Origin of the sequence: Rathayibacter sp. SW19 (assembly GCF_030866825.1) — a bacterium.
Classification (GTDB): domain Bacteria; phylum Actinomycetota; class Actinomycetes; order Actinomycetales; family Microbacteriaceae; genus Rathayibacter_A; species Rathayibacter_A soli.
Genome location: NZ_CP133020.1, coordinates 963,570 through 986,457, shown reverse-complemented (window position 1 = coordinate 986,457; position 22,888 = coordinate 963,570). Strand labels below are relative to the sequence as shown.

Sequence of the window (22,888 nt, the reverse complement as noted above, 5' to 3'; positions counted from 1 at the left end):
TCGCGCGCCGAGATGCGGCACTTCCGGCCGCTCGACCGGCACCGGTGGTCGAGTAACGACGCGAAGAACGGGTGCCGTGTATCGAGACCCCACCCTGGTCAGCGAAAGGCCCTCGGTCTCGATACGCCCGCTCGCTTCGCGAGCAGGCTACTCGACCACCGAAAGCTCGCTTCGCGAGCAGGCTACTCGACCACCGAAGGCTCGGGTCGCGCGAGCGCCGCGAGCACACCGATAACGAGTATGCAGATCACGGCCGTCCAGACGATCAGGCCCGGCGTGAGCGGGCGCACGAATAGGATGATGACCGCACCGATCAGCGCGACCACCACGCGCAGGAGCAGTCGCTGCCGGTAGATCCACTCGCCGGTGCGGCCAGTCGACAACCGGTGCCTGTCCCCGAGGCCGCGCAACGATGTGGCAGCGGATGTCCCCACCCCGCGCAGTCTGCGCGGAATCCTGAACGGCCCCGCAAGCCAGCCGACCAGTGCGACGGTCAGGGCGAGCACGGCGACGGCGACCGCCTGGCTCTGCATGAAGCTGATCACCTGGTCGAACAGCGATGTTGCGACCTTTGCAGACATGATCGACGGCGAGACACTCGCCACGAAGATGATCCGCCCGACTGTCATCCCGATCGCGAGAACGATCATTCCGAGACCGAGCCCGACGGCGGCCCAGATCAGGGCGAGCGATCGCCGCCGCGCCACGGCGACACCGAATACCAGAAACAGCAGCGCGATCCACGGCAACCACGCGCCAAGGCCGATCGTCAGGGCGTACGCCGTTTGAATCGGGCCGATCGCGTCAGATTTCGCGATCACGATCGTCTTGTTGATGACGGGGATGTTGGCGGCGAAGGTCATGCCCTGCTTCACCAGCAGCTGCTTGACCTGGGTGATGATCGGTCCGAGCTGAATTCCGATTTCGCCGTTCGTTCCGATCGAAACGGCGGCATTCGGGTTCGACTGCATGGTGGCGATCAGCTGGTCGTGCGTCGTGCGCAGGGTCTGCTCCCACAGCGACGCGAACTGTTTCGATGAGATGAAGTTGGACACCGCTGTGCGCATGAGATTCTGAAGGCCCGCCGCCGCCGGTGCTTTGAGCGCATCCAGGGTGCGAGTTGCTACCGGACCGAGGCCGAGCCCGGCGATGCTGTCGAACACGTCGGAGGTCAAGCTCGGGATGTCCACCTGCTGGTTGATCGCTGAGACTACCTCGTCTGTTACGAACGCCCTGACTCCGGCATCCTTCGCGAGCGGCGCGAAGGTAGCGACAAAGGTGTCCGTGTCCGCGAGCTCTGCCTTCGCCCAGCTCGAGACAACGGCAACGGGTGCCAGGATCGATCCGATGACGATGAGCACCGTGGCCAGGAGTGTCCAGCCCCAGCTGCGGCTTCGCTTGCCTGGGTGCTGTAAACCTGGATGCGGCGCAGTCGGCAGCGCGTCGATCGCCGACGGCCCGTTCGCCGACTCCAGTTCGGCCCGCAGTGCGTCGTTTTCCGCCGTCAACTGTGCGATCGCGTCTTGCATCTGCTTGTTCGTCATGCGTGCCATGGCCAGTCCAATCGCTTGTCAGTGCGCGAGTGTTTTCAAGACGATTATGACGACACCGAACGCTGCTGTGGCGATCGCTCCGATAATCCTGATCGGAATGTTGCGACCTCGCTGCTGGAACGCGAAATAGCCGAGTATTCCGAGCGCCAGCACGCACCACCACAGGGAGAGGTCGACGGCCAGTACGCCGTCCATCGGGCCGAGCGCACCCAAGAAAAGCAGCACAGCGGGGATCGTCGCGGCGAGCAGAATTCCGAAGGACTGACGAACGCCGAACTTCAGCGACTGTCGCACGCCGGTCGTCTTCTCTCCCTGCCGACCGTGCGAGGCTACCGCCTCCGCGTAAACATGCGCGGTCCACAGTACGAGCACCGATCCCACCGTCATGAAAAAGATCTCCCACGCTGACGCGTCGTCCGAGGTGGCGCCCAGGATCGCGGCGACGACGACGGTGCCGTAAACGGCCTGCGGCGACACGATGCCGGGCGAATAGTGGGTCGTGGCGAGTTCGGCAGGCCGTGCTGCGTCCTCGTCCTCCACATCGCCCATGCGATCGCCTGCCCTCATCACGTTTTCGCGCGTGCACGCCGCGCCAGCTTATCGAGTTCGACGACGACCGGCAGCACGAAAGACAGCCCAATGCAGGCGAACCACTGGTACCCCGTCAATGACACCGTGGACAGGATCGATTGCAGCACAGGAACAGACGTGGCAAGCAGCAGCAAAACAAGCGGTGCACCCAACAGCAGCAGAGGCATCAGCAGCGGCGCGGCGAGCCCCGTGGTCGGATCGCGACGCAGCACGATTCCGCTGAACGAATTGGTCAGCCCCATGATCACGAACGCCATTGTCGCCGAGGCGGTTGCGACCCCGGCTCGCGGCGCATCCGGTCCGAACAGCAGCGGCACGAGGGTGACGATCAGGATGATAACGGCATAGCTGACCCACTGTACGAGTGATCGTCTGTCGGACAGCGATGCGCCGGCAGCGCGTGGCGGGCGCCGCATGACATCCTCGCCAGGGGTATCGAACATGATCATCAGCAGCGGCGGCGTGGAGATGAAGAAGCCCAGGAACAGCACCATGGCGGGGGTGAGCGGCACGCCGTCCGCGATGCCGACGACACTGGCCGTCAGGAACAGCAGCACGAGCGCGATCAGGTTCGACATCTGGTAGCGCACGTAGGCGACGATCTTGTCGTACATGCTACGGCCGAGCCGGATCGCTTCGACGAGCGTGCCGAAGTTATCGTCGGTCAGCACCATGCGTGCGGCCTGCTTGGTCACCTCGCTGCCGCTGCCCATGGCCACGCCCATGCTAGCCGCCTTGATCGCAGCGGCGTCGTTGATGGCGTCGCCTGTCATCGCCACGACTTCGCCGCGCGACATCAGCAACTGCACCAGGCGCAGCTTGTCTTCCGGGGCGACCCGGCCGAGCACGTGCAACTCGGGCAGCCCGGCGAGCGCCTGTTCGTCGGTCATGCCACGGAACTGCGCACCCGTCGCAGCCCCGGGGCCGAGACCCAACTGTTCACCGATCGCAGATGCGGTGACCACGTGATCCCCCGTGATCATGCGTACCGAAATCCCCGCCGCACGCGCCTGCGCCACGGCGGCGATCGCTGCGGGGCGCAGCGGGTCGATCATGCCGAGCAGCCCGACGAACGTCAACTCGCCGACGGCGGCGAACGGGTCGGATTGCACCTGCGCGAGTTCGGCATCCGCATGCACTCGGATCGCCAGCGCGAGCACTCTCAGCCCGCGTGCGGCCAGGTCGTGGTTGGCCTGTTCGATGTGTGCGCGTGCCTGCTCGATCGGGACGAGGGTTCCGTCAGCGCCGAAGGCCGCTGTGCAACGCTCAGCGATGACATCCGGTGCGCCTTTGACCAGACCGACGAGGCGCTCTGCGCCGGCGAACGGCACCCGATGCCAGGTCGCCATGAACTTGTATTCGGAGTCGAACGGCACCTCGGCCAGTCGCGGGTACGCGCGACGGGTCAGCACCGCATCCACGCCGAGCTTCGCGGCAAGCACGACCATCGCGGCCTCGGTGGGGTCGCCGACCACGACGCCGGCGTCGGAGACGGTCGCATCGGAGACCAGGCACAGCGCGTAGGCCATCTGCTCGAAACCGGATGCCCCGGTGCCGGTTGTCGACTCCGGCGCGCCGGATGCCGCGCTGCCTGATGCCGTTGCGCTGGATGCCGCGCTGCCAGATGCCGTCGCGTTGTCTCGCGCTGCGCCCGGCGTCGGGGTGCCTGCCGCGCCGAGAATCCGGCCGGTCTTCGCATAGCCCTCGCCTTCGACCCGGTACCAGGACTCGTTCGCATACAGCTCGACGACGGCCATCTCGTTCATGGTGAGAGTGCCGGTCTTGTCCGTTGCGATCGCGGTGGTCGCGCCGAGCGTTTCGACATCGGTCAGGCTCTTCACCACCGCGCGGTGCTCGGCCAGAATGCGCGCACCGTAAGCGAGAAGGGACTGCACGAAGGTCGGCATCCCGGTTGGAATCGCCGACACGGCTACTGAGATCCCGAGCAGCAGCAGCTGATCGAACGGCAGCCCGCGCAGCACCCCGATGCCAACCATGACCACGACGGCACCCCAGGCGACGAACGCGAGCTTCTTGGTCAGGGCGCCGAGTTCGCGCTGCAGCGGCGAATCGGTACGGTCGACCTCCGCCAGCATGGTCGCGATGCGGCCGATCTCGGTCGCCATCCCGGTGGCGGTAACCACAAAGGTCGTCGTGCCGCGCACGAGCGTCGTGCCTTGGAACACCATGTTGCTCTGATCGCCGAGCGCTGTTTCATCGCCGTGGTTCCCGGCCAGCGTCACCGCATTCTTGTCGACGGGTGCACTCTCCCCCGTCAGCGCCGCCTCCTGAGTCTGAAGATTGGCGGCCACCAGGATGCGCCCATCGGCGGCGACCGAATCGCCCGCCTCGGCCTGAACGATGTCGCCTGGTACGAGGAGCGCGGCATCCACGCTGGCGGGCACACCGTCGCGGATGACGCGCACATACGCGACCTGCTGCCCGGCCAGCGCGTCAACGGCGCCGCGCGCCTTGACGGCCTGCTGCGTGGCGAGCCCCACGTTCACGAGCACCAGCACGCAGACCAGCACAGACAGTGGCCACTGATCGATCAGAATGCCGGCCGCGGCCACCAGCAGCAGCATGATGTTCATCGGGTCGCGCAGGTTCTTCAGCAGAACGAGCAGCACGGACGGCGGCTTCTGCGCCGCGATGCGATTCTCACCGAACTGCGCCAGACGTGCGGATGCCTCCACCCCGGTGAGCCCGCTCGTCGCGTCCGTCTCGAACTGCTTGCAGAGCTCGGCCGGGTCAAGCGCGTACGCGGCGAGTCCTAGCGCGGCGCGGGCATCCGATTGCACAACAGTGTCCATGCAGACTCCCCCAAAAGTCTTCGTGTGCCGATCCTATCGGCGACCTACGGCCCCGGCGCACCCCTCGAAGGCGGGGTTGCGGGCTACGGCGAACGACTCTGACGAACGCGTCTACTCGGGGGTCTGCTCCAGCATGCGGCGGATATCCGCCTCGAATGCGGCGATGTCGTTGTCGAAAGTGTCGTCCAAAGTTGATGCGTCCATTACCGCATAGGCGTGAGCAATCCGGTTGCGCATACTCTTGATATCGCGCCACACCTTCTCGCTCATCTCTCGCTGGCGCAACTCCTCGGAAACGCGCGACAGGCTGTCAATGGCCGCTGACAGTCGAAGTGCCGCAGCATCAACGACCAACTGACGATCGGTCGTGGGCTGGGAAAGGTGGCGGTGCAGGACTTCGAGATGATCGAGCGACTCTTGAATGTATTTTCTGTCTGTGCGCTTCATACTGCGACCGCCGTCTTCTTGAGGGCGAGCAGGGCATCACGTTTGACTATGTGTTCGGGTATTACGTCAACGTGCACGCCAAGAACCTCAGCAAGGTCCTCGCCCAAACCGGACACCTGAAACATGCCTGTGTTCCGTGGCATGTTCACCAGCAGATCGAGATCGCTGTCTTCGTCGTCTTCGCCGCGCGCGACCGAACCGAAGACACGAACGTTGGATGCGCCGCGTGAGCGAGCGATGTCGAGCACTTCTGCCCGGTGTTCGATGAGTTTGCGCCCGACGGGGCCCTGGGCGAGCTTTGCCCGCGCGCGCTTCGCGGCGATCATCTGCGAAACGGCCGACTGCGTGACCCCGAGCGTCTTGGCTATTTCCCGCTGGGAAATACCGCTCTCGGCGGCGCGAATGACGGCTCGGTGGAACGCTTCTGTCGCAGCGTCTCGTGCGCGGGCCGCCCTGGCGAGCTCTGCCTGCGCGGCAGAAGTCTTCGCCTCCTCGGCTACGGCCTGACCCACTGCACGCCTCCTAGGCCGATCCCTGCATGATAAGTAATCTTATCATCCGGTTCGACTCACGTCGATCGCACAATAGGCAGGCGGGCGAGCGATGGCCGGCCTGCCGAGCGATGGCCGGCCTGCCGAGCGATGGCCGGCTTGACGAGCGATGGCGCCTAGGCAGCCACATTCGTCCAGTCGGCCATCGCTCGGCGTCGTGTTACAGCGCCGCACGCCTCGACCAGTGTTACAACACCGTAAACGGCGTGCGGATGCGCGCTACAGCGTCGCGTACACCTCGCGCAGCAGCGACGCGGTCTCGCTCGGCGTCTTGCCGACCTTGACGCCGGCGGCCTCGAGCGCTTCCTTCTTCGCCTGTGCCGTGCCCGCAGAGCCGGAGACGATCGCGCCGGCGTGGCCCATCGTCTTGCCCTCCGGAGCGGTGAAACCGGCGACATAGCCGACGACCGGCTTCGTCACGTGCGCCTTGATGTACTCAGCGGCGCGCTCTTCGGCGTCTCCGCCGATCTCGCCGATCATCACGATCGCCTTGGTCTCCGGGTCGGCCTCGAACGCGGCGAGAGCGTCGATGTGCGTTGTGCCGATAATCGGATCTCCGCCGATGCCGATGGCCGACGAGAAGCCCAGGTCGCGCAGCTCGTACATCATCTGGTAGGTGAGCGTGCCCGACTTGGAGACGAGGCCGACGTGACCCTTGCCCGTGATCGTGGCGGGCGTGATGCCGACCAACGACTCACCGGGCGTGATGATGCCGGGGCAGTTCGGGCCGATGATGCGGGTCTTGCCTCCCTTGGCCTTCGCTGTGGCCCAGAACTCGGCAGAGTCCTGCACCGGAATACCCTCCGTGATGATCACGACGAGCGGAATCTCGGCCTCGATGGCCTCGAGCACCGCATCCTTCGCGAATGCCGGCGGCACGAAGACGACCGAGACATCCGCCCCGGTATTCTCGATGGCCTCGACGACCGTGCCGAACACCGGCAGCTCGAGCGCTGAGCCGTCCGCAGCCGTGTGGCTGACCGTGGTGCCGGCCTTGCGTGCGTTCACGCCGCCGACGATGGTGGTACCGGCCTTGAGCATCAGTGCGGTGTGCTTGGTGCCTTCGCCGCCGGTGATGCCCTGGACGATGACCTTGGAATCCTTGTTGAGGAAGATTGACATTGTTCGAATCCTTAAGTTCGTGTCGGTGTGATCTCTTGGTCGATACGCTCGCCCTTCGGCAAGCTCAGGGACCGAAGATCAGCGAGAAGCAAGTTCGGCGGCCTTGTCGGCGCCTTCGTCCATGGTGTCCGCGAGTGTGACGAGCGGATGCGCCGCCTCGCGCAGGATCCGTCGGCCCTCGTCGACGTTGTTGCCGTCCAAGCGCACGACCAGCGGCTTGTTCGCCTCGGCGCCCAAAATCTCCAGCGCCTTGACGATGCCGTTCGCGACCGCATCGCACGCCGTGATGCCGCCGAAGACGTTGACGAACACGGCCTTGACCTGCGGGTCGCCCAGGATGACATCGAGCCCTGCAGCCATCACCGAAGCGGATGCGCCGCCACCGATGTCGAGGAAGTTCGCCGGCTTGACGCCGCCATACTTTTCGCCCGCGTACGCAACGACATCCAGGGTGCTCATGACCAGTCCGGCACCGTTGCCGATGACACCGACCTGACCGTCGAGCTTCACATAGTTGAGGTGCGACGCCTTCGCCTTGGCCTCGAGCGGGTCAGCAGCGGCGGCATCCTCGAGGCCGGCGTGGTCAGGGTGACGGAAGTCGGCGTTCGCGTCGATCGTGACCTTGCCGTCGAGGGCGATGATGTCGCCCTCTTCGGTCAGCACCAGCGGGTTGACCTCGACGAGCGTGGCGTCCTCGCCCTTGTAGACGTTGTAGAGCTTCGCGATGACGGGGGCGACCTTGGCGACGAGGTCGTCGGGGAATCCGCCGGCCTTGGCGATTTCAGCGGCCTTGGCCTCATCGATGCCGGCCAGCGGGTCGACCTCGATGCGTGCGAGTGCCTCCGGCTTTTCGACGGCGAGAATCTCGATCTCCATGCCGCCCTCGACACTGGCGAGCGACAGGTAGGAACGGTTGGCGCGGTCCAGCAGCACAGAGAAGTAGAACTCGCGTGCGATGCGGGCACCGCCGGCGACCATCACGCGACGCACGGTGTGACCCTTGATGTCCAGGCCGAGGATGTCCCGCGCGGCTTGCTCAGCGGCATCCGGATCCTTGGCGACCTTCACACCGCCGGCCTTGCCACGACCACCGACCTTCACCTGCGCCTTGACGACCACGACGCCGCCAAGCTTCTCGGCAGCCGCGCGCACCTCCTCGGGAGTGTCCGCGATGATGCCCGGGAGTACCGGGACCTCGTACTTCTCAAACAGGTCTCTGGCCTGGTACTCGTAAAGATCCACTGCTTCCCATTCTGTTCGACTGTGTTGGCTGCTCGACGGTTTTGGCCGCTCGACTGACTCGGCCGGTCGGCCATCCGCGAGATTGGTCGACGCCGAGAGGTATTTTGCCAACCAAAACTCTATCCTGTCCCGCTGAATGCGGTCACAGCGGGCGATGGTGCTGGATGCGCCTGCCCGGTGCGCCACTTCGCACGCCATGCGCCAGTTGAATTGGCGCACGGTGCCCCGAGTGGCGCACGGCGCTGGAGACTCAGCCGGCGCGGCTACAGTGGCGGCATGGCACGTGGCGCGGCGGTGCACGGCATCCGGGATCTGGCCGACGAAGGCGTGCTCATCGCCGGTGGCGGTCGTGCGATCCTGTTGCAGATCGCGTATCCGGGTGTCGGCCGCGGTGTCGCCGAGCACAGTGACTTCGCGTCCCGCCCGTTGGATCGCCTGCACGCCACGTTGACCTATGCATACGCCGTCGTCTATGGCACCGACGCGGAGATCGCGGCGGTGCGGCGGCGCGTGAACCGCGCGCACGCATCCGTCAACGGACCAGCGGATGCCGACGGCCCCGCCTACGACGCATACGATCCGAGCCTGCAGCTGTGGGTCGCCGCGACACTGTATGACACCGCAATCGGCCTCTACGAGCGCATCTTCGGCGCACTCGATGACGAGACGGCCGAGCGGGTGTACCGCGAATACGGGGCGCTCGGCACCGTTCTGCAGGTGCCGCCAGGCGCCTGGCCGGTCGATCGTGCGGCCTTCCGCGCGTACTGGGATGCGACCCTGCCGACACTGCATGCAACGGATGCGACACGCCTGGTCGCGCAGGATCTGCTGCACCCGCGTGTCGGCCCACTGTGGCTCAAGGCGGTGATGCCGCTTGCTCGGCTGATGACCGTCGGGCTGCTGCCCGCTGCGCTGCGCGACGAGTTCCACCTGAGCTGGGGGCCGCGGCACGAGCGACGATTCCAGTGTTGGCTGCGAGTGACTGCCGTCGTGTTTCCGCGATTGCCGGCGCGCCTACGACACGCGCCGCGGCGCCGCGAACTGGCCGCACTGCGTCGCGAGCTCGCTGCGGGTTCTCGATACGGTCGCTAGCGCTCCCTACTCGACGGTACCGCTGGTCGAGTAGCCCGCGAGCGCAGCGAGCAGGCGTATCGAGACCCGCGCAGACCACGTCACAGGTCTCGATACGGTCGCAGGGCGACCTACTCGACGGTACCGCTGGTCGAGTAGCCAGCGAGCGCAGCGAGCAGGCGTATCGAGACCCGCGCAGGCCACGTCACAGGTCTCGATACGGTCGCAGGGCGACCTACTCGACCACCATGTCGACGATCGCAGGGCGACCTACTCGACCACCGCGGCCGCCAGCGCCGCGCGCAGCATTCCGCCATGCTCGCTGAGAAGCTGAATCGCATCTGGCCCGCTCAGCCCGGTCACGGCCACGACGATCGCGGCCTTCACCCAACCGTCAACCTCGGCGAGCGCTCGCGCGGCCGTGGCCCCATCCACGCCGGACGCCAGCATCACCGTGCGCTGGCTGCGGGCGCGCAGCTTCTCGTTTGTCGCCTTGAGGTCGACCATCAGCGACCCGTAGACCTTTCCGAGCCGCACCATCACGATCGTGCTGATCATGTTCACCACGAGTTTCTGCGCCGTGCCTGACCCGAGTCGGGTCGACCCCGTCAGAAACTCGGGGCCGACGGCCGTCTCGATCGCAACCTCGGCAACCTGCCCGATCTCCGAGTTCGTGTTGCACGCGTGCGCCACCGTGAACGCTCCGAGCGACCGCCCGTACGCAAGCGCGCTGCGCACGTACGGCGTGCGGCCGGATGCCGAGATCCCGACAAGCGCATCATCCGCCGTCAGCGACAACACCGTCAGATCGGCGACCGCGGCACCCACGTTGTCTTCGGCGTTCTCGACGGCGCTGCCGATGGCATCCGCCCCGCCCGCTATCACGCCAACGACCAGTGTCGGGTCCGTGCCGAACGTCGGCGGGATCTCGCTCGCAGCGAGCACACCCATGCGACCCGCCGTGCCCGCGCCGACATAGATCAGCCGCCCTCCGCGCTGCATGCGCTCGACGATCCCGTCGATCGCGCGGGTGATCGCCGGCGCCGCTGCCGCCACCACGGCGGGCACTGTTTCATTGGCGCGATTCATGGTGTCGACGAGCTCCGCGACGGACATCAGGTCTAATTGCAGCTGCTCATCACCGACCTGTTCTGTCGACAATTCGCCCAACTGTGCAAGCAAGGCGTCGCGTCGTTCGCCAGCATGCCCGCCGCGCTGTGAGCCCGACTGCTCCTCGCGCTGCTCCTCGCGCTGTTCCTCGTGCCGTTCCGGTGATTCAACCACGGATGATCCTTCCTTCGTGCGGCAGCTCCTCGGTGGCCGCGACCAGGGCAGCGCCGTCCAGCGCGTCGCCGCGTGCAGCGAGCTCGCGGAGTCCGGCCGTGGCCAGCGCCTCCCGCAGCCGAGCGGCGAAGAACGGATGCCCGGCGAGCCCGCCTGCCACACACACCGCATCCGATCCGGATGCAGCGCAGGTCTGCGCCAACAGTCGTGCGGCTTCGTCGACGATGCCGGCGGCTACCGTGTCATGCTCTGCGGCACGGTCGATCACGGCCGGCGCAAAACGCCCAAGCTGGCGGGCAGGTGCCCCGGAGTGCGCGACCCACAGCGGAAGCTCCGCGATGCTGCCAGCGAGCTCGGCGGCATCCGCTGTCAGTGCGGTGGCGGGACCACGGCCGTCGTGTGCGCGCAGCACCGCCTGCATGCCATGCCGGCCGATCCACTGTCCACTGCCGTCGTCGCCGAGCCAGGGACCCCAGCCGTCGATCTGCATGACCGCACCCGCTTCGGTCACGGTGAAGCAGATCGCGCCGGTCCCGGCAATGAGGATGCTGCCGGAACCGCCTGCGAACGCGCCAGCGTGCGCCGCCAGGGCATCGTTGATGATCGCGACCGGAACATCCGCCAGCCGGGAACGCACGATCCGGATGAGCTCGCGTGCGGCTGCGCGCCCCGCTTCGACGCCGGCCGCGCCGATGCCGATTCGTGCGTAGTCGCGCGGGTCGACGCCGGCTGCGGCGGCAGCAGCCGCGATCGCTTGGAACGACAGTTCAGCGCCGTTGTGGTCAGCCAGCCCCGGGGCGCCGGCGCCCTTGCCCTCGGCGATCGCGGCCCCGTCGTGGCTCACGCGCGCGCGGCAGGAGGTCTTGCCGAGGTCGATGGCCAGGGTCAGCCCTGCCGGTGTCGTTGTCACTGTGCTCCTCGCTGTGCGGTGGTGGCTGTGCGGTGGTGGCTGTTCGGTGGTGGCTGTGCGATCGTGACTGCGCTCTTCTCATCTTGACCTGTACAGCGTATTCAGGTGCTCAGCGAGCTGCGGCCTCGGCACGTTTTCGCCGGGATTGGAGTTTTCCACAGCCTCACGCTCGCAAGCGTTCTCCACAGATTGCGGAATCGCAGCAGAAGCATTGCGATGCCCACGGCAGCATGCCCATATGACCTTATCCTCACTACGCTTTCCGTCCGCGCTGAAGCCGGCCGGCACGCTGATGCGGCGCACGCCGCGCGGCATCCGCCTCACCGCCGCCGCGGTCTTGCTCGGCCTGTTGCTGTCGAGTCTCGGCGCGGTTTTTGCCGCCGCGCCGGCATCCGCGATCATCTCGACGGGCGCCGCGGTTGGCCATAGCTCCACCTCGACCGGATTATGGATCGGCACGTATCGGCTCGCGGACGGCCAGTCCGGATTCTGCCTGAATCTCGGCCGCCCGTCGCCGCGCGGATCGGACTTCACGCCCGTTGATCTGCGCACATTGGGTTGGTACTCGGCGGATGACGCAGCCCGGCTCGCGTACATCGCCCGCACTTGGGGCGCCACGACGGATCCGGATGTTGCTGCGTCGGCGCAGCTCGCGACCTGGCTGATCACCGGCCTGAACGGGCAGACGACGGCTGCGTTGGCCGCTCGAGCGAACGGTGCAGCGACAGCGGTGCTCGCAGCAGCAACCAGCATGCTCGCGCAGGTCAATGGCGCGACCGGCGCATCGCGCGGCGTCGCTGCACGGGTGCTGATCGAGCGCGGCGACGACGGTAGCGATACCGTTCGCGCCGAGCTCGACGTCGACTATCTCAGTGGTGGGAGCACCCTGCCACCGGGTACCCACCGAGGCACTCTCACCCTGGAGGGCGCGAGATTCGCAGACGGTTCCACGACGGCCGAGGTCGGCAACGGCGAACCGGTTGCAATCCGGCCGGCGACGGCCCATGCGATCCTGAAGGTTACAGCGCACGCGGAATTCGGCGAGCTGCCGTATGGCGACAACGCAACGGTCGCGCACAATCCATCGGACGTGCAAAACCTCCTGCTCGGCGGGGCCGCGTCTGCCCGAGCGGTGGCGGATGCGTCGGCCGAGCGCCCGACACCGCTGCCGTTCCGGCCGCAGGTCGTCACGCGCACGAGCGCTGCGACTGCTGCGGTGGGTGCCGAAATCACGGACCACCTCACGGTCAGTGCCGCCGATGGGGCAGACCGGCCTGGCGCGGACAGCGGTGAAGCTGTTGCGCCGCACTCAACGGCATGGGGCATCGTCGGCGCTGATGGCGGGCCGTATACACCGATCCCCGTCACGGTGCTCAGCACGCTCTTCGGGCCTTTCGAGAGCGCGCCCGAACGCGCGGCCGAGCCGCCGGCCGGTGCCCCTGTCGTATGCGAAGTCAGCACGGTGATCGATCAGGGTCCAGGTGACTACGAGACCGAACCGTGCACACTACCGACAGCAGGGCACTACGTCTGGGCCGAACGGATTGATGCGGCAGATACCGCGGCCGAGCACGGCGCTGCCCGCATTCTGCCGTGGCGATCCGCGTTCGGGGTTGCTGAGGAAGTCAGCTTCGTGCCCGCGCCGGCCGCTCCGGCCGCACCACCGGCCAATGCACGGACGGTTGCCCCGGTGAGGCACGAGCTCGCCGCAACGGGTCGCTCAATCGGGCTCGGTGCAGCTGCACAAAGCGCCATTACTTTCGCCGCAGGCGCGCTCCTGACCGGACTCGTCTTGCTCGCGTTCAGTCGCGGTGCCGCCGTGCGCTGCGCGTTTCCGGGACGACCCCCTCGGCCGGCGAACCCACTAGAACGGCTGCGGCACTTACAGCGACCGCGAGCAGCGCACCGACGCCACCGCGCGGAGTCCGGAGTGTTCGCGAAACTGCGGCGTGCGGTCCAATCGGCAGACGAGTGTCGAAACTGACAGTACCGAGACTGACACGATCGGTGTGTCATAGCATTGAATGCATATAGCATCCCCGCTATAGCGTCTCTGTACCGGGTTGAGATTGAGCCGGAGGTCAGAGCCTGGTTGGAGGGCCTGTCTGACCGTGATTTCGGCCGGGTCGACTTCCTCGTCGGATTGTTAGCCGAACACGCGGAGTGTGAGGCCGGACACCGCCCGGCACACGGCATATATGAACGAGGGCGATGAGGATAGATGGACACCCACAACAGTTATGAGGACGTTGCCGCCCGTAGGCGCGAGGTCGGGGCGTACCGCGAAGGCTACGAGGAGGCCCGCCGAGCGTTCGAATTGGGCCGCGCGGTCCGGGAGCGTCGGTTGGCATTGGGCCTGTCCCAAGCCGCGGCTGCCGCGCGGGCCGGGATGACGCAGTCCGCCCTGTCCCGCCTGGAGGCCGGCGGCACGGTGCCGACCATCCCCGTGCTGGAGAGAGTATCGGCCGCGCTCGACGCGGAGCTCGTCATTGCTATCGCACCCAGAGCCACCTGACCCGGGAAGTCCGCGTGGACTCGTCGCGAGACTCCATGCGTACAGGCAGGTTCATGATATGGCGACAGAGGTCATCAGTGCGTCACAACTTCTCGATCGGCGCGATCTTGATCAGAAGCTTCTTCGCACCGGCCGTGTCGAATTGCACATGTGCGACCCGCTTCGTGCCTTCGCCTGTGACGGCACTCACATGTCCGACACCGAAGTCGGTGTGTCGAATGGTGTCGCCGGCAGCTAGTTCGAGGTCGCCGTTGTCGCGCACAGTTCCGGTGACGCGATTCGGCCACTCGGTTTTCGGCTTGTCGAGCGCTGGCCGGCCATAGCCACCCGCCGTGCCACCACCACCGAAACCGCCGTCCCGGCGTGCGTTGAGCGCGCGCGATTGGGTTCCGCCCCGGCCGTTCGCCGTGCCGGGCGACTGCCGCCACTCGATCAACTCGCCCGGAATCTCTTGCAGGTATCTGCTCGGCATCGCCACTGACGTCTCACCGAACTGCGCCCGCGACATCGCAAGCGACAAATACAGCCGCTTCTTGGCCCGGGTGATGCCGACATAGAACAGGCGGCGCTCTTCTGCGGGCCCGCCCGGCTCCGCGGCCGACATCTGATGCGGCAGCAGCCCTTCTTCGACGCCGGTGAGAAACACGGCGTCGTATTCCAAGCCTTTGGCGGTGTGCAGCGTCATCAAAGAGACTGTTCCGCTCGAGTCGTCGAGATCGTCCGCTGCCGCGACAAGCTGCACTTCCGTGAGGAAGTCGATGAGTCCGCCATCCGGATTGTTGCGCGCGAATTCGCGCGTTACCGCGACCAGCTCCTCTACGTTCTCGGCGCGTGCTTCGTCTTGCGGGTCGCGGCTCATCCGTAGCGAACCCAGATAGTTGCTGCCGTCGAGCAGGAAGATCAGCACGTCGGCGACGGACGCGGCGCCGCCGGGGGCATCCGGATCGATCTTCAGTGCTGCATCGTCGAGAAGCGTTGCAAGCTTGAGGATTGCACCGGTGACCTTGGGGCCGAGGCCCAGCGCGTCGGCGTCGCGCATGGCCTGCCGATAGCTGACGCCGTTGTCTTCCGCCCACGAGTTCAACTGCGTCTCGGTTGTCGGGCCGATGCCGCGTTTGGGCGTGTTCAGGATGCGCCGAAGTGCCAGTGCATCCTGCGGGTTGGCGACCGCGGTCAGGTAGGCGAGCGTGTCTTTGATCTCGGCACGCTCGTAGAACTTGGTGCCGCCCATGATGCGATATGGCAGCGCCGCGCGGATGAAGATCTCCTCGAGCGCACGTGTCTGCGCGTTGGTGCGATAGAAAACGGCGATCTCGTTGTACGGCGTGCCCGCGCGGTGCAGTGCGTCGATCTCATCGGCGACGAACTGTGCCTCGTCGTGCCCGCTGTACCCGGTGAAGCCGACGATTTTCTCACCGTCGCCGACCGCGGTCCACAGGTTCTTGTCTTTGCGGTCGAAATTGTGCGAGATCACCGCGTTCGCCGCTGAGAGGATGTTCTGGGTCGAGCGATAGTTCTGCTCCAGCAGCACCACCTTCGCGCCACGGAAGTCGCGCTCGAACTCGGAGATATTGCGGATGTCCGCGCCCCGGAAGGCGTAAATCGACTGATCCGAGTCACCGACCACGGTCAGTGACGCACCGGGAATCGCACCGGAACTGTCCCGCAACCCCTTGACGTACAGGCCTTGGCCCTCGAGTTCGTCGACAAGGTCAGGCACGACCGGCTGTGTGAGCTCGCGGATCAGTGAATATTGCGCATGGTTCGTGTCCTGATATTCGTCGACCAGAATGTGCCGGAATCGCCGTTGGTAGAGCGCCGCAACCTTCGGAAACGCTCGGAACAGAAACACGACCTGCCCGATCAGGTCGTCGAAGTCGAACGCGTTAGCCTGGTTCAGTTCGCGTGTGTATTGGCGGAAGATCTCGAGAAAGAGCCGCTCCTGCGGATCGTTGAGGTTTGCGTTGCGGGCGTAGGAATCGACATCCGCCAGTTCGTTCTTCAGTTTCGAAATTTTGGCGGATGCGTTCGCCGGCGTGAACCCATACGTGTCGGCGTCGAGACCCTTGATGATGCGCTTGAGCAGCGCCCGGCTGTCGCCGGAATCGTAGATCGTGAAGTTCTTGGTGAAGCCGAAATTCTCCGCTTCGCGGCGCAGGATGCGCACGCACGCTGAGTGGAATGTGGAGATCCACATACCGTCGGATGCCTGCCCCACGAGCGTCTGCACCCGCTCGCGCATCTCTGCAGCGGCCTTGTTCGTGAACGTGATCGCGAGGATCTGACTGGGCCAGGCCTCGCGACTGCCGAGCAGGCTCGCGATACGCCGCGTGAGCACACTGGTCTTGCCACTGCCTGCGCCCGCAACGATCAGGAGCGCGGGGCCGCGGTATTCGACGGCCTCACGCTGTTGCGGATTGAGTCCGTCGAGAAGTGCGTCCTGAAACCCATCTGGGCTGGGGCCCGGTCGTCCGGCGCCCGATGCCGCGCCATCGAGTTGCCCGCCATCCAAAATGATCGGTGTCGCGGCACCGCGTTGAGGCGTGCTTGCGCGGGCATCATCGGGATCAAGGAGAGTCGTCATGTCTGCATCAAGTTTAGGCGCCGCCCCCGACACCGGATGCCTTGCCAGCACTTCCATCAGGGCGCCCGGGTGCCACGATCTGCACATCATCGAAACGCCTGAAGTCGCGATCGGGTGATGCACGTGGTCAGCTCGAAAGGCGGCAATGACCACGTTGACCTCCAGCACGATCATGAGAGGTTGCCCGCTGCATCGAGAGCGTCGAACAGCGACTGATTCGACGACGGCTCGAGGCCCGGGCGCATGCCTGTGCCCCGCGCGAAGATCGGGCGTTCGAGAATTGTTCGCTGCTCCGCGTAACCCGCTGTATCGAGCCCCTCGGCGGCGTCAACCCAAACGACGGAGAAAGCTCACGACAGGCCAGGCTCCGCCAGCACACAACGGCGATTCTCGAGAAATCTCCGTCGTTTTGGTCGCCTTCATCGCGCCAATCATGCTTGCTCAGGCAGCGCGCGGCTACCCCGGGGAAGCCGCTTTAACGCAGCCCATAGACCGATCGTTTGTGGGGCGGTTGAGGTGTGGTATCTAGATTGTCAGTGCTCGGTGGCAAGCTATGGCGCATGACGACATCTGCGATGTTCGAAGGGTGTGTTTTTCTCGGCCTCAGCGTTGACGATTTCATCGCCCGGCCGGACGGCGACCTCTCGTGGCTGATCAGCCGAGGAGAGCCCGCCGGCGATGCCGGATTCACCCCGTTCATGGAAAGCGTCGACGCGCTTCTGATGGGTCGAAGCACCTACGAGGCGATTGCGAGCCAGAGTGAGTGGCCCTACTTAGGACGCCCGGTGCACGTGCTCAGCAGCACTCTTCCAGCCGATATCGATCGTCGAATCACCGTGCACGCCGGTTTCACCGCCGCAGTGCAGGCACTCACCGACGCGGGCTACCGGCGTGTCTATGTCGACGGGGGTCGCACGGTGCGCACCTTTCTTGAAGCAGGGCTGATCTCCGAAATGACCTTGTCTCGCGTGCCGGTTCTGATCGGAGATGGGGCCCCACTTTTCGGGCCGTTATCCACCGATATCAGCCTCGAACACGTCCGGACCAACGTGCTCGACGGCGGAATGGTGCAGACGACGTATCGCGTCCTGCCGCGCTCCGACACGACATAGGCGCACCGCGACCGAGACCGCGTGGTCACCGCAAGCAGAACGGCCTAAGGATCGGATCACACCGAGAATTCGCTTTGCATACCGTTGGTGAGATCTCGAGTCATCCACACACGATCACCGCGCTCGTTTTCCCTGGTTCGTTTGCCGCTGTCGAGGAAGCCATTCTTTTCGAGGACTCTAAATGAGGCGACGTTCCATTCCCGCACGGTGGCCCAGAGGCGCGTGCATCCCGTGTCTCGTGCGGCGGCGATTACGGCACCGGCAGCCTCGGTCGCATATCCGTGGAACCCTGGCTCTCCCTTTCGCTCGATGTTGAGCAGATACAAGCCGGTCCGGTCCGACTCTGCGAGCTGCGTCGTGATGATGACACGCATTTCTTCGACAGTCCGTCTGCCGTCTGAGCTGATGACGCGTCGTGACCGAGGGTCGCGCTCAGCCCAAAGCGACCGTTGCATCTCAGCGTCCGAGGGGCGCCGCGGCCGCAACCGAAGGCGTTCGGTCTCCAGTTCTTGATTCATCGGAGCGAACGAACCCATATCGACACAATACCGGCCCACTCCGGGGCCTTTTGTCTGCTCGAAAGGCGATCCATTCACGAAATCCGCGGCCCGGCAGGCATGCCCCGCACCCTATTCTGAACGGTGTGGACCACGACGAGCTCACCCTGGCCACCAGTGGCTCAACTGTTTTCGTAACGACCGCGAGCCGGACGGAAATCGTGCACCATCTGCATGCAGAGTTCATGAATGAGACGTATTCTGACTCTATGAACAAAGAAATCATTCAGATTCGCGACGTCCCAGCGGACGATGCAGAGGTCCTGCGTGCGCGCGCAGCGTCCCGGCGCATGTCATTGTCAAGCTACCTTCGCGAGCTGATCCACGACGACGCCGCGCGCCCTGCGATGGCTGACGTTCTCGCGCGGATCGGCGGTCGAACCAGCGTTGAGGCCAGTGGTGAGGACATCCGCTCGTTTATTGACGATGATCAACGTTCATGACGGTCGTCGACGCGTCGATCGTGGTGCGGCTGCTGCAGAACCGCCGCGGAGACGAGATGCTGCGCGACCGGTTCGGCCAGCAGCGACATGTGCACGCGCCGGCGCTGATCGATGGCGAGGTGAGTTCCGCAATCCGCGGTCTGCTGCTGACCTCGAAGCCCGCCATCAAAATAGATCCGAAGCGGGCCGACGAGATGCTCGATGATCTCGCTGACCTGCCGTTGGTGCGCTACCCGATGCAGCCCTACCAGCGCCGGGTACTGGCGCTGCGGAACAACTTCACCGCGTATGACGCGTTCTATGTGGCGCTGTCCGAGTCGTTGGGTATGCCGTTGCTCACCGATGACCGTAAGTACGCCACCGCGCCAGGCCACACCGCGATCGTCGAAACATGGCCGTAATCGTCTAGCTCGGCGAAAGCGATAGCTGGATTACAACAGCACAACAGGAGAAATCACGCATCCGACACCAAAACAGGCTAGATGGCCACCTGTCGACGACATTCGCCTGTTCTCGTGCGCGTTGCCGGTGCCCGCTAGTCCGGGAAGCCTCCCGCGCGCAGCAGGGCACCCGGCAGTTTCTTGTCGAGCTTGCCCTCGAGCCAGGCAGTCGCTGCGACGACCTCGCCGAGACTCAAGCCCGTCGAAATGCCCATCCGATCGAACAGGTACACGAGGTCCTCGGTCGCCACATTTCCGGTCGCGTTCGGCGCAAACGGGCATCCGCCCGTGCCGCCGATGCTCGCATCCAGCACGGAAACGCCCGCAGCGACCGCCGCGACCGCGTTAGCCACCCCTGTGTGCCGCGTGTCGTGCAGATGGATGCGTAACGGCAACGTAGCGCCGGCCAGGTCACGCGCCATGCGCATCCGCTCGGTCACATCGCTCGGCACCGCAACGCCGATGGTGTCGGCAAGTGCGAGTTCATCAGCGCCCGCATCGACAATTCGCTCAAGCACACTGAGCAGGCGGACGACGGGCACTTCGCCTTCGAACGGACACCCGAATGCGGCGCCGATCGTAATCGTCGCACCGACGCCGGCGGCCCGGGCGTCCGCGACGAGGCCCACCGCCTGGTCGACGGATTGCTGGGTCGTCATGCCCTGATTGCGCTGACAGAACGTGTCGGTAGCCACCACCACGATGTTGATCTCATCGACTCCTGCGGCGAGCGCGCGGTCCAAGCCGCGCCGGTTCATCACTAGGCCGGCGTAGCGCACGCCCTCCGGATGCGTCAACCCGGCCATGACCGCCTCTGCATCCGCCATCTGCGGCACCCGCTTCGGATGCGCGAAACTGACCGCTTCGATGCGGCGAGCCCCGGCCGCGACCGCGCGCTCAATCAGCTCGATCTTGTCGGCGGTGCTGACGACCACGTCCTCGTTCTGCAACCCGTCGCGCGGAGACACCTCACAAATCTCGACCGTGTTCGCCCGAACCTTGCTCATCTGCTCTGCTCCAGGTAGCGGATGATCGTCGGCTCGTCGAGAACCTCCGCATACTTGGCGCCAAGATCGAACAGGTTCGATTCATGGGTCGCATCCGTCCGGTCTCCGACCGCATCCCGAACCACTGCAGCGACGACGCCGTATTGCAGTGCGTCGACGGCGGTCGCCCGCACGCATCCGCTCGTGCTGACGCCGACGATCACGACGGTGTCGATGCCGTTGGCCTGCAGAGTCGAGACGAGTGTTGTGCCGAAGAACGCGCTCGCATACTGCTTCACTAGCACGAGTTCATCGGCACGCGGCGCGACCTGCGGCATGATCGCGTTCATGGCGTTGTCGCCGATCAGCATCGACAGCGCCGGGACCTTGCGGATGAACAGGCCGCCGTCGATGCCGCCCGGGCCGAAGATCGTACGCGTGTGCACCACGGGAATGGCAGCCTCACGCGCGGCCGCGACGACCCGGCCGGCCGCCTCCAGACTTGAGGTCGACGGCAGACACAATGGGCTGGTCGGGTCGTAGTAGGCGCGCATAAGGTCGATCGACAGCACGGCAGGTCGGCGGCCCAGCGCGAGCGCGCCTCCGAAACCGGTTGAAAATTCCGTCATCAGTCTCTCCTCACTTCGGCACAGGGGCCTTGATACACTCGCCCTTCGACTAGCTCAGGGACAGGCGCTCGCCACTCGACCAACGGAGCGATCTCGGCACGGGGGCCTCGATACGCTCGCTGGCGCTCGCTACTCGACCGACGGGAGTGTCGCGGGCTGGGCTCACAGCCGCACGGGCGGCCGCGGCGCCGGCAATCCGGTCTCCTCCAAGCATCTTTCAATGATGGTTGCCAGAGGCGGCCCCATGTTGAACGTCGGCAGCGGGTTCGGCCGGCCTGCACTCAATTCCGCCCTCAACGCTTCGGATGCCGCGTGATCAATCACGCCTGCGTCGTCACAGACCACCCCGTACGCACGCGCCCCGTCGGCGGTGACCAGGCCTCGCTTCACCTCGAGCGCCACCAAATCGACGTCGCGTGCGAGCGGATCACCCCAACCGCCGCCACCCCAGGTCACGAAGTGCAGAACGTCGCCGGGATAGACCTGCACGTCGATCACCTTGCTCGGGATGACGTCCTTCGTGCCGTCCACCCGGTCGATCCACTTGGTGCCGCGCGCACCCGGTTCGCCGCCGTTGACCCCCCACGGATAGGTCAGCCAGCGGTCGTCGTGGATGGCGATGGTGCCCGGCTCCAGGAATCGGTACGCCACGTCCACTCCATTGCCGCCGCGATGCAGTCCAGCACCGCCGGTATCCGCGATGGTCTCCCAACGTTCGATCCGCAACGGATAGTACGACTCAAGATACTCGCACGGGATGTTCACGAACGACGGCCACAGCGAGTGCCCGTCCGGTCCGTCGCCGACCGGGCGCCCCGGGATGCCGCCGAAGCCGATCGAGTACAGCTGGAACCACTCGCCCTTGCGTTCGCCCTCTCCGTAGTTGCCCGAGTACATGAAGTGCGGAGACGAGGAGAACCCTGCCGCGTTGAGCAGGTCGGGGTTGGTCTGCCCAAGCAACCCGCCGAACAGGTCGAACACGCGGCCGATCCCATGGTTGCGGGCGTTCAGCGCTGCCGGATACTTCGGTTTCCAGAATGAGTCCTCCGGAATGATCACGTCGACCAGTGGATAGAAGCCGTCGTTCCAGAGAATCTGCGGGTCAGCGACGGTGATCATGTAGATGCCGAAGAACATCCGCACGAGGTTCTCGTTGATGAAGTAGTTGATCGGGCCTTGCGCTTGCGGACTGCTCTCCCGGAAGTCCAGCGTCACCTTGTCGCCGGTGCGGGTCAGGCTCATCTTGAGTTTGTACGGGCCGAAACCTACGCCGTCATCGTCGATGTAGTCGGTGAACGACAGCGTCTCACCGTCTTTGAAGACCAGGGCGAGCAGCGTCTTCATCGCGCGATAATTGCGATCCATCAGCGCGTCGAGCGCCGACGTGTACGTTTCGGCACCGAACCGCGCGCACAATTCCTGCACCCGCCGGGATGCCGTGCGGCACGCCGCGATCAGACCGTTCAGGTCCGCCCGGTTCCAGTCGGGCTTCCGCACCTGGTTCAGGATGATCCGCAGCGCGTCCTCGGCGAGCACGCCCTTGTTGTAAATCTTGAACGGCGGGATCACCACGCCCTCTTCGAAAATGGTGCGGGCATCCGTCGGCATCGAGGCAGGAGTCTTGCCGCCGACATCCGTCATGTGGCCGAACATCGACGACCAGCCGACGATGCGGCCCTCGAAGAAGATCGGCATCACAATCAGCCAGTCGTTGGCGTGGCTGATCGCGGCGCCGCACGAGTACGGGTCTGAGGTCAGCAGCACGTCGCCTTCTTCGATCGTGCCGTGGAAGTTGTCGAGGAAGTCCGGGATCGACAGGCCGAACTGGCCGACGACCATCTTGCCCTCGGCGTCGCCGATCAGCGGGAATTCGTCGTGCTGTTCGCGGATGCCCGGCGACAGCGCCGTGCGGAACAAGACCTCGTCCATCTCGTACCGGGCGTGACGCAGCGCGTTCTCGACCAGGTCGATGGTGACGACGTCGACATCCACGGGTTGCAGCGGTTCTGTTGCGGTTTCAATCAGGCGTGCCATGGCG

The 22,888-nt window shown here is 65.3% G+C and carries 20 protein-coding genes; 6 read left to right on the top strand and 14 right to left on the bottom strand.

What is annotated here, in order from left to right:
* Positions 1–182 precede the first annotated feature (182 nt).
* The 7 genes from QU604_RS04505 to sucC all read right to left on the bottom strand — a co-directional run bounded on the left by QU604_RS04505 (position 183) and on the right by sucC (position 8,319).
* Positions 183–1,553 (bottom strand): hypothetical protein, encoded by a 1,371-nt coding sequence (locus QU604_RS04505; protein ID WP_308467598.1) that lies wholly within the window; start codon positions 1,551–1,553, stop codon positions 183–185.
* Positions 1,554–1,571: 18 nt separating this feature from the next.
* Positions 1,572–2,102, bottom strand: coding sequence for a hypothetical protein (locus QU604_RS04500; protein ID WP_308467597.1), 531 nt, complete (start codon positions 2,100–2,102; stop codon positions 1,572–1,574).
* A 17-nt stretch (positions 2,103–2,119) separates the two neighbouring features.
* Positions 2,120–4,957 carry a cation-translocating P-type ATPase gene (locus tag QU604_RS04495; protein WP_308467596.1) on the bottom strand — a complete coding sequence of 946 codons (2,838 nt, stop codon included), beginning with the start codon at positions 4,955–4,957 and terminating at the stop codon, positions 2,120–2,122.
* Between the two features lie 111 nt (positions 4,958–5,068).
* Positions 5,069–5,404 carry a HepT-like ribonuclease domain-containing protein gene (locus QU604_RS04490; RefSeq protein WP_308467595.1) on the bottom strand — a complete coding sequence of 112 codons (336 nt, stop codon included), beginning with the start codon at positions 5,402–5,404 and terminating at the stop codon, positions 5,069–5,071.
* Positions 5,401–5,916, bottom strand: coding sequence for a Cro/CI family transcriptional regulator (locus tag QU604_RS04485; protein WP_308467594.1), 516 nt, complete (start codon positions 5,914–5,916; stop codon positions 5,401–5,403). The genes QU604_RS04490 and QU604_RS04485 overlap by 4 nt, the downstream gene beginning before the upstream one ends.
* A 258-nt stretch (positions 5,917–6,174) precedes the next feature.
* On the bottom strand, positions 6,175–7,077 hold the full coding sequence (gene sucD, locus QU604_RS04480) for a succinate--CoA ligase subunit alpha (RefSeq protein WP_308467593.1): 903 nt from the start codon (positions 7,075–7,077) through the stop codon (positions 6,175–6,177).
* 78 nt (positions 7,078–7,155) lie between these two features.
* On the bottom strand, positions 7,156–8,319 hold the full coding sequence (sucC, locus tag QU604_RS04475) for an ADP-forming succinate--CoA ligase subunit beta (RefSeq protein ID WP_308467592.1): 1,164 nt from the start codon (positions 8,317–8,319) through the stop codon (positions 7,156–7,158).
* 276 nt (positions 8,320–8,595) lie between these two features.
* Here sucC and QU604_RS04470 point away from each other — a divergent pair, with 276 nt between their 5' ends.
* Entirely contained in the window at positions 8,596–9,411 is an 816-nt protein-coding gene (locus QU604_RS04470) for an oxygenase MpaB family protein (RefSeq protein ID WP_308467591.1), read from the top strand.
* Positions 9,412–9,660: 249 nt separating this feature from the next.
* Here the strand turns inward: QU604_RS04470 and murQ are convergent, their stop codons facing one another.
* Complete coding sequence (gene murQ / locus QU604_RS04465) at positions 9,661–10,674, bottom strand: N-acetylmuramic acid 6-phosphate etherase (protein ID WP_308467590.1); 1,014 nt, start codon at positions 10,672–10,674, stop codon at positions 9,661–9,663.
* Complete coding sequence (locus QU604_RS04460; RefSeq protein WP_308467589.1) at positions 10,667–11,584, bottom strand: N-acetylglucosamine kinase; 918 nt, start codon at positions 11,582–11,584, stop codon at positions 10,667–10,669. Before QU604_RS04460 ends, murQ begins: the two co-directional genes overlap by 8 nt.
* A 238-nt stretch (positions 11,585–11,822) precedes the next feature.
* On the opposite strand from QU604_RS04460, the gene QU604_RS04455 reads away from it, so the two are divergent.
* Together QU604_RS04455 and QU604_RS04450 are read left to right on the top strand one after the other, a co-directional pair.
* Positions 11,823–13,568 (top strand): hypothetical protein, encoded by a 1,746-nt coding sequence (locus QU604_RS04455; RefSeq protein WP_308467588.1) that lies wholly within the window; start codon positions 11,823–11,825, stop codon positions 13,566–13,568.
* Between the two features lie 237 nt (positions 13,569–13,805).
* Positions 13,806–14,099, top strand: a complete 294-nt coding sequence (locus tag QU604_RS04450; RefSeq protein ID WP_308467587.1) for a type II toxin-antitoxin system RelB family anti-toxin — start codon at positions 13,806–13,808, stop codon at positions 14,097–14,099.
* A gap of 82 nt (positions 14,100–14,181) precedes the next feature.
* On the opposite strand, the gene QU604_RS04445 is transcribed toward QU604_RS04450, so the two are convergent.
* Positions 14,182–16,683, bottom strand: a complete 2,502-nt coding sequence (locus QU604_RS04445) for an ATP-dependent helicase (protein WP_308467586.1) — start codon at positions 16,681–16,683, stop codon at positions 14,182–14,184.
* A gap of 560 nt (positions 16,684–17,243) precedes the next feature.
* On the opposite strand from QU604_RS04445, the gene QU604_RS04440 reads away from it, so the two are divergent.
* Positions 17,244–17,795 (top strand): dihydrofolate reductase family protein, encoded by a 552-nt coding sequence (locus QU604_RS04440; protein ID WP_308467585.1) that lies wholly within the window; start codon positions 17,244–17,246, stop codon positions 17,793–17,795.
* Positions 17,796–17,851: 56 nt separating this feature from the next.
* Here QU604_RS04440 and QU604_RS04435 read toward each other — a convergent pair whose 3' ends face one another.
* Positions 17,852–18,169, bottom strand: coding sequence for a GNAT family N-acetyltransferase (locus QU604_RS04435; protein ID WP_308467584.1), 318 nt, complete (start codon positions 18,167–18,169; stop codon positions 17,852–17,854).
* Between the two features lie 269 nt (positions 18,170–18,438).
* On the opposite strand from QU604_RS04435, the gene QU604_RS04430 reads away from it, so the two are divergent.
* The gene (locus QU604_RS04430) at positions 18,439–18,795 is read left to right on the top strand and encodes a hypothetical protein (protein ID WP_308467583.1); all 357 of its coding nucleotides are present in this window, start codon (positions 18,439–18,441) and stop codon (positions 18,793–18,795) included.
* On the top strand, positions 18,792–19,196 hold the full coding sequence (locus QU604_RS04425; protein ID WP_308467582.1) for a type II toxin-antitoxin system VapC family toxin: 405 nt from the start codon (positions 18,792–18,794) through the stop codon (positions 19,194–19,196). The genes QU604_RS04430 and QU604_RS04425 overlap by 4 nt, the downstream gene beginning before the upstream one ends.
* Positions 19,197–19,330: 134 nt before the next feature.
* On the opposite strand, the gene QU604_RS04420 is transcribed toward QU604_RS04425, so the two are convergent.
* From QU604_RS04420 to QU604_RS04410, 3 genes are all read right to left on the bottom strand, one after another.
* Positions 19,331–20,242, bottom strand: a complete 912-nt coding sequence (locus tag QU604_RS04420; protein ID WP_308467581.1) for a hydroxymethylglutaryl-CoA lyase — start codon at positions 20,240–20,242, stop codon at positions 19,331–19,333.
* Entirely contained in the window at positions 20,239–20,850 is a 612-nt protein-coding gene (locus QU604_RS04415; protein ID WP_308467580.1) for an isochorismatase family protein, read from the bottom strand. The genes QU604_RS04420 and QU604_RS04415 overlap by 4 nt, the downstream gene beginning before the upstream one ends.
* A 162-nt stretch (positions 20,851–21,012) precedes the next feature.
* Positions 21,013–22,884, bottom strand: a complete 1,872-nt coding sequence (locus QU604_RS04410) for a hydantoinase B/oxoprolinase family protein (protein WP_308467579.1) — start codon at positions 22,882–22,884, stop codon at positions 21,013–21,015.
* Positions 22,885–22,888: the final 4 nt, after the last annotated feature.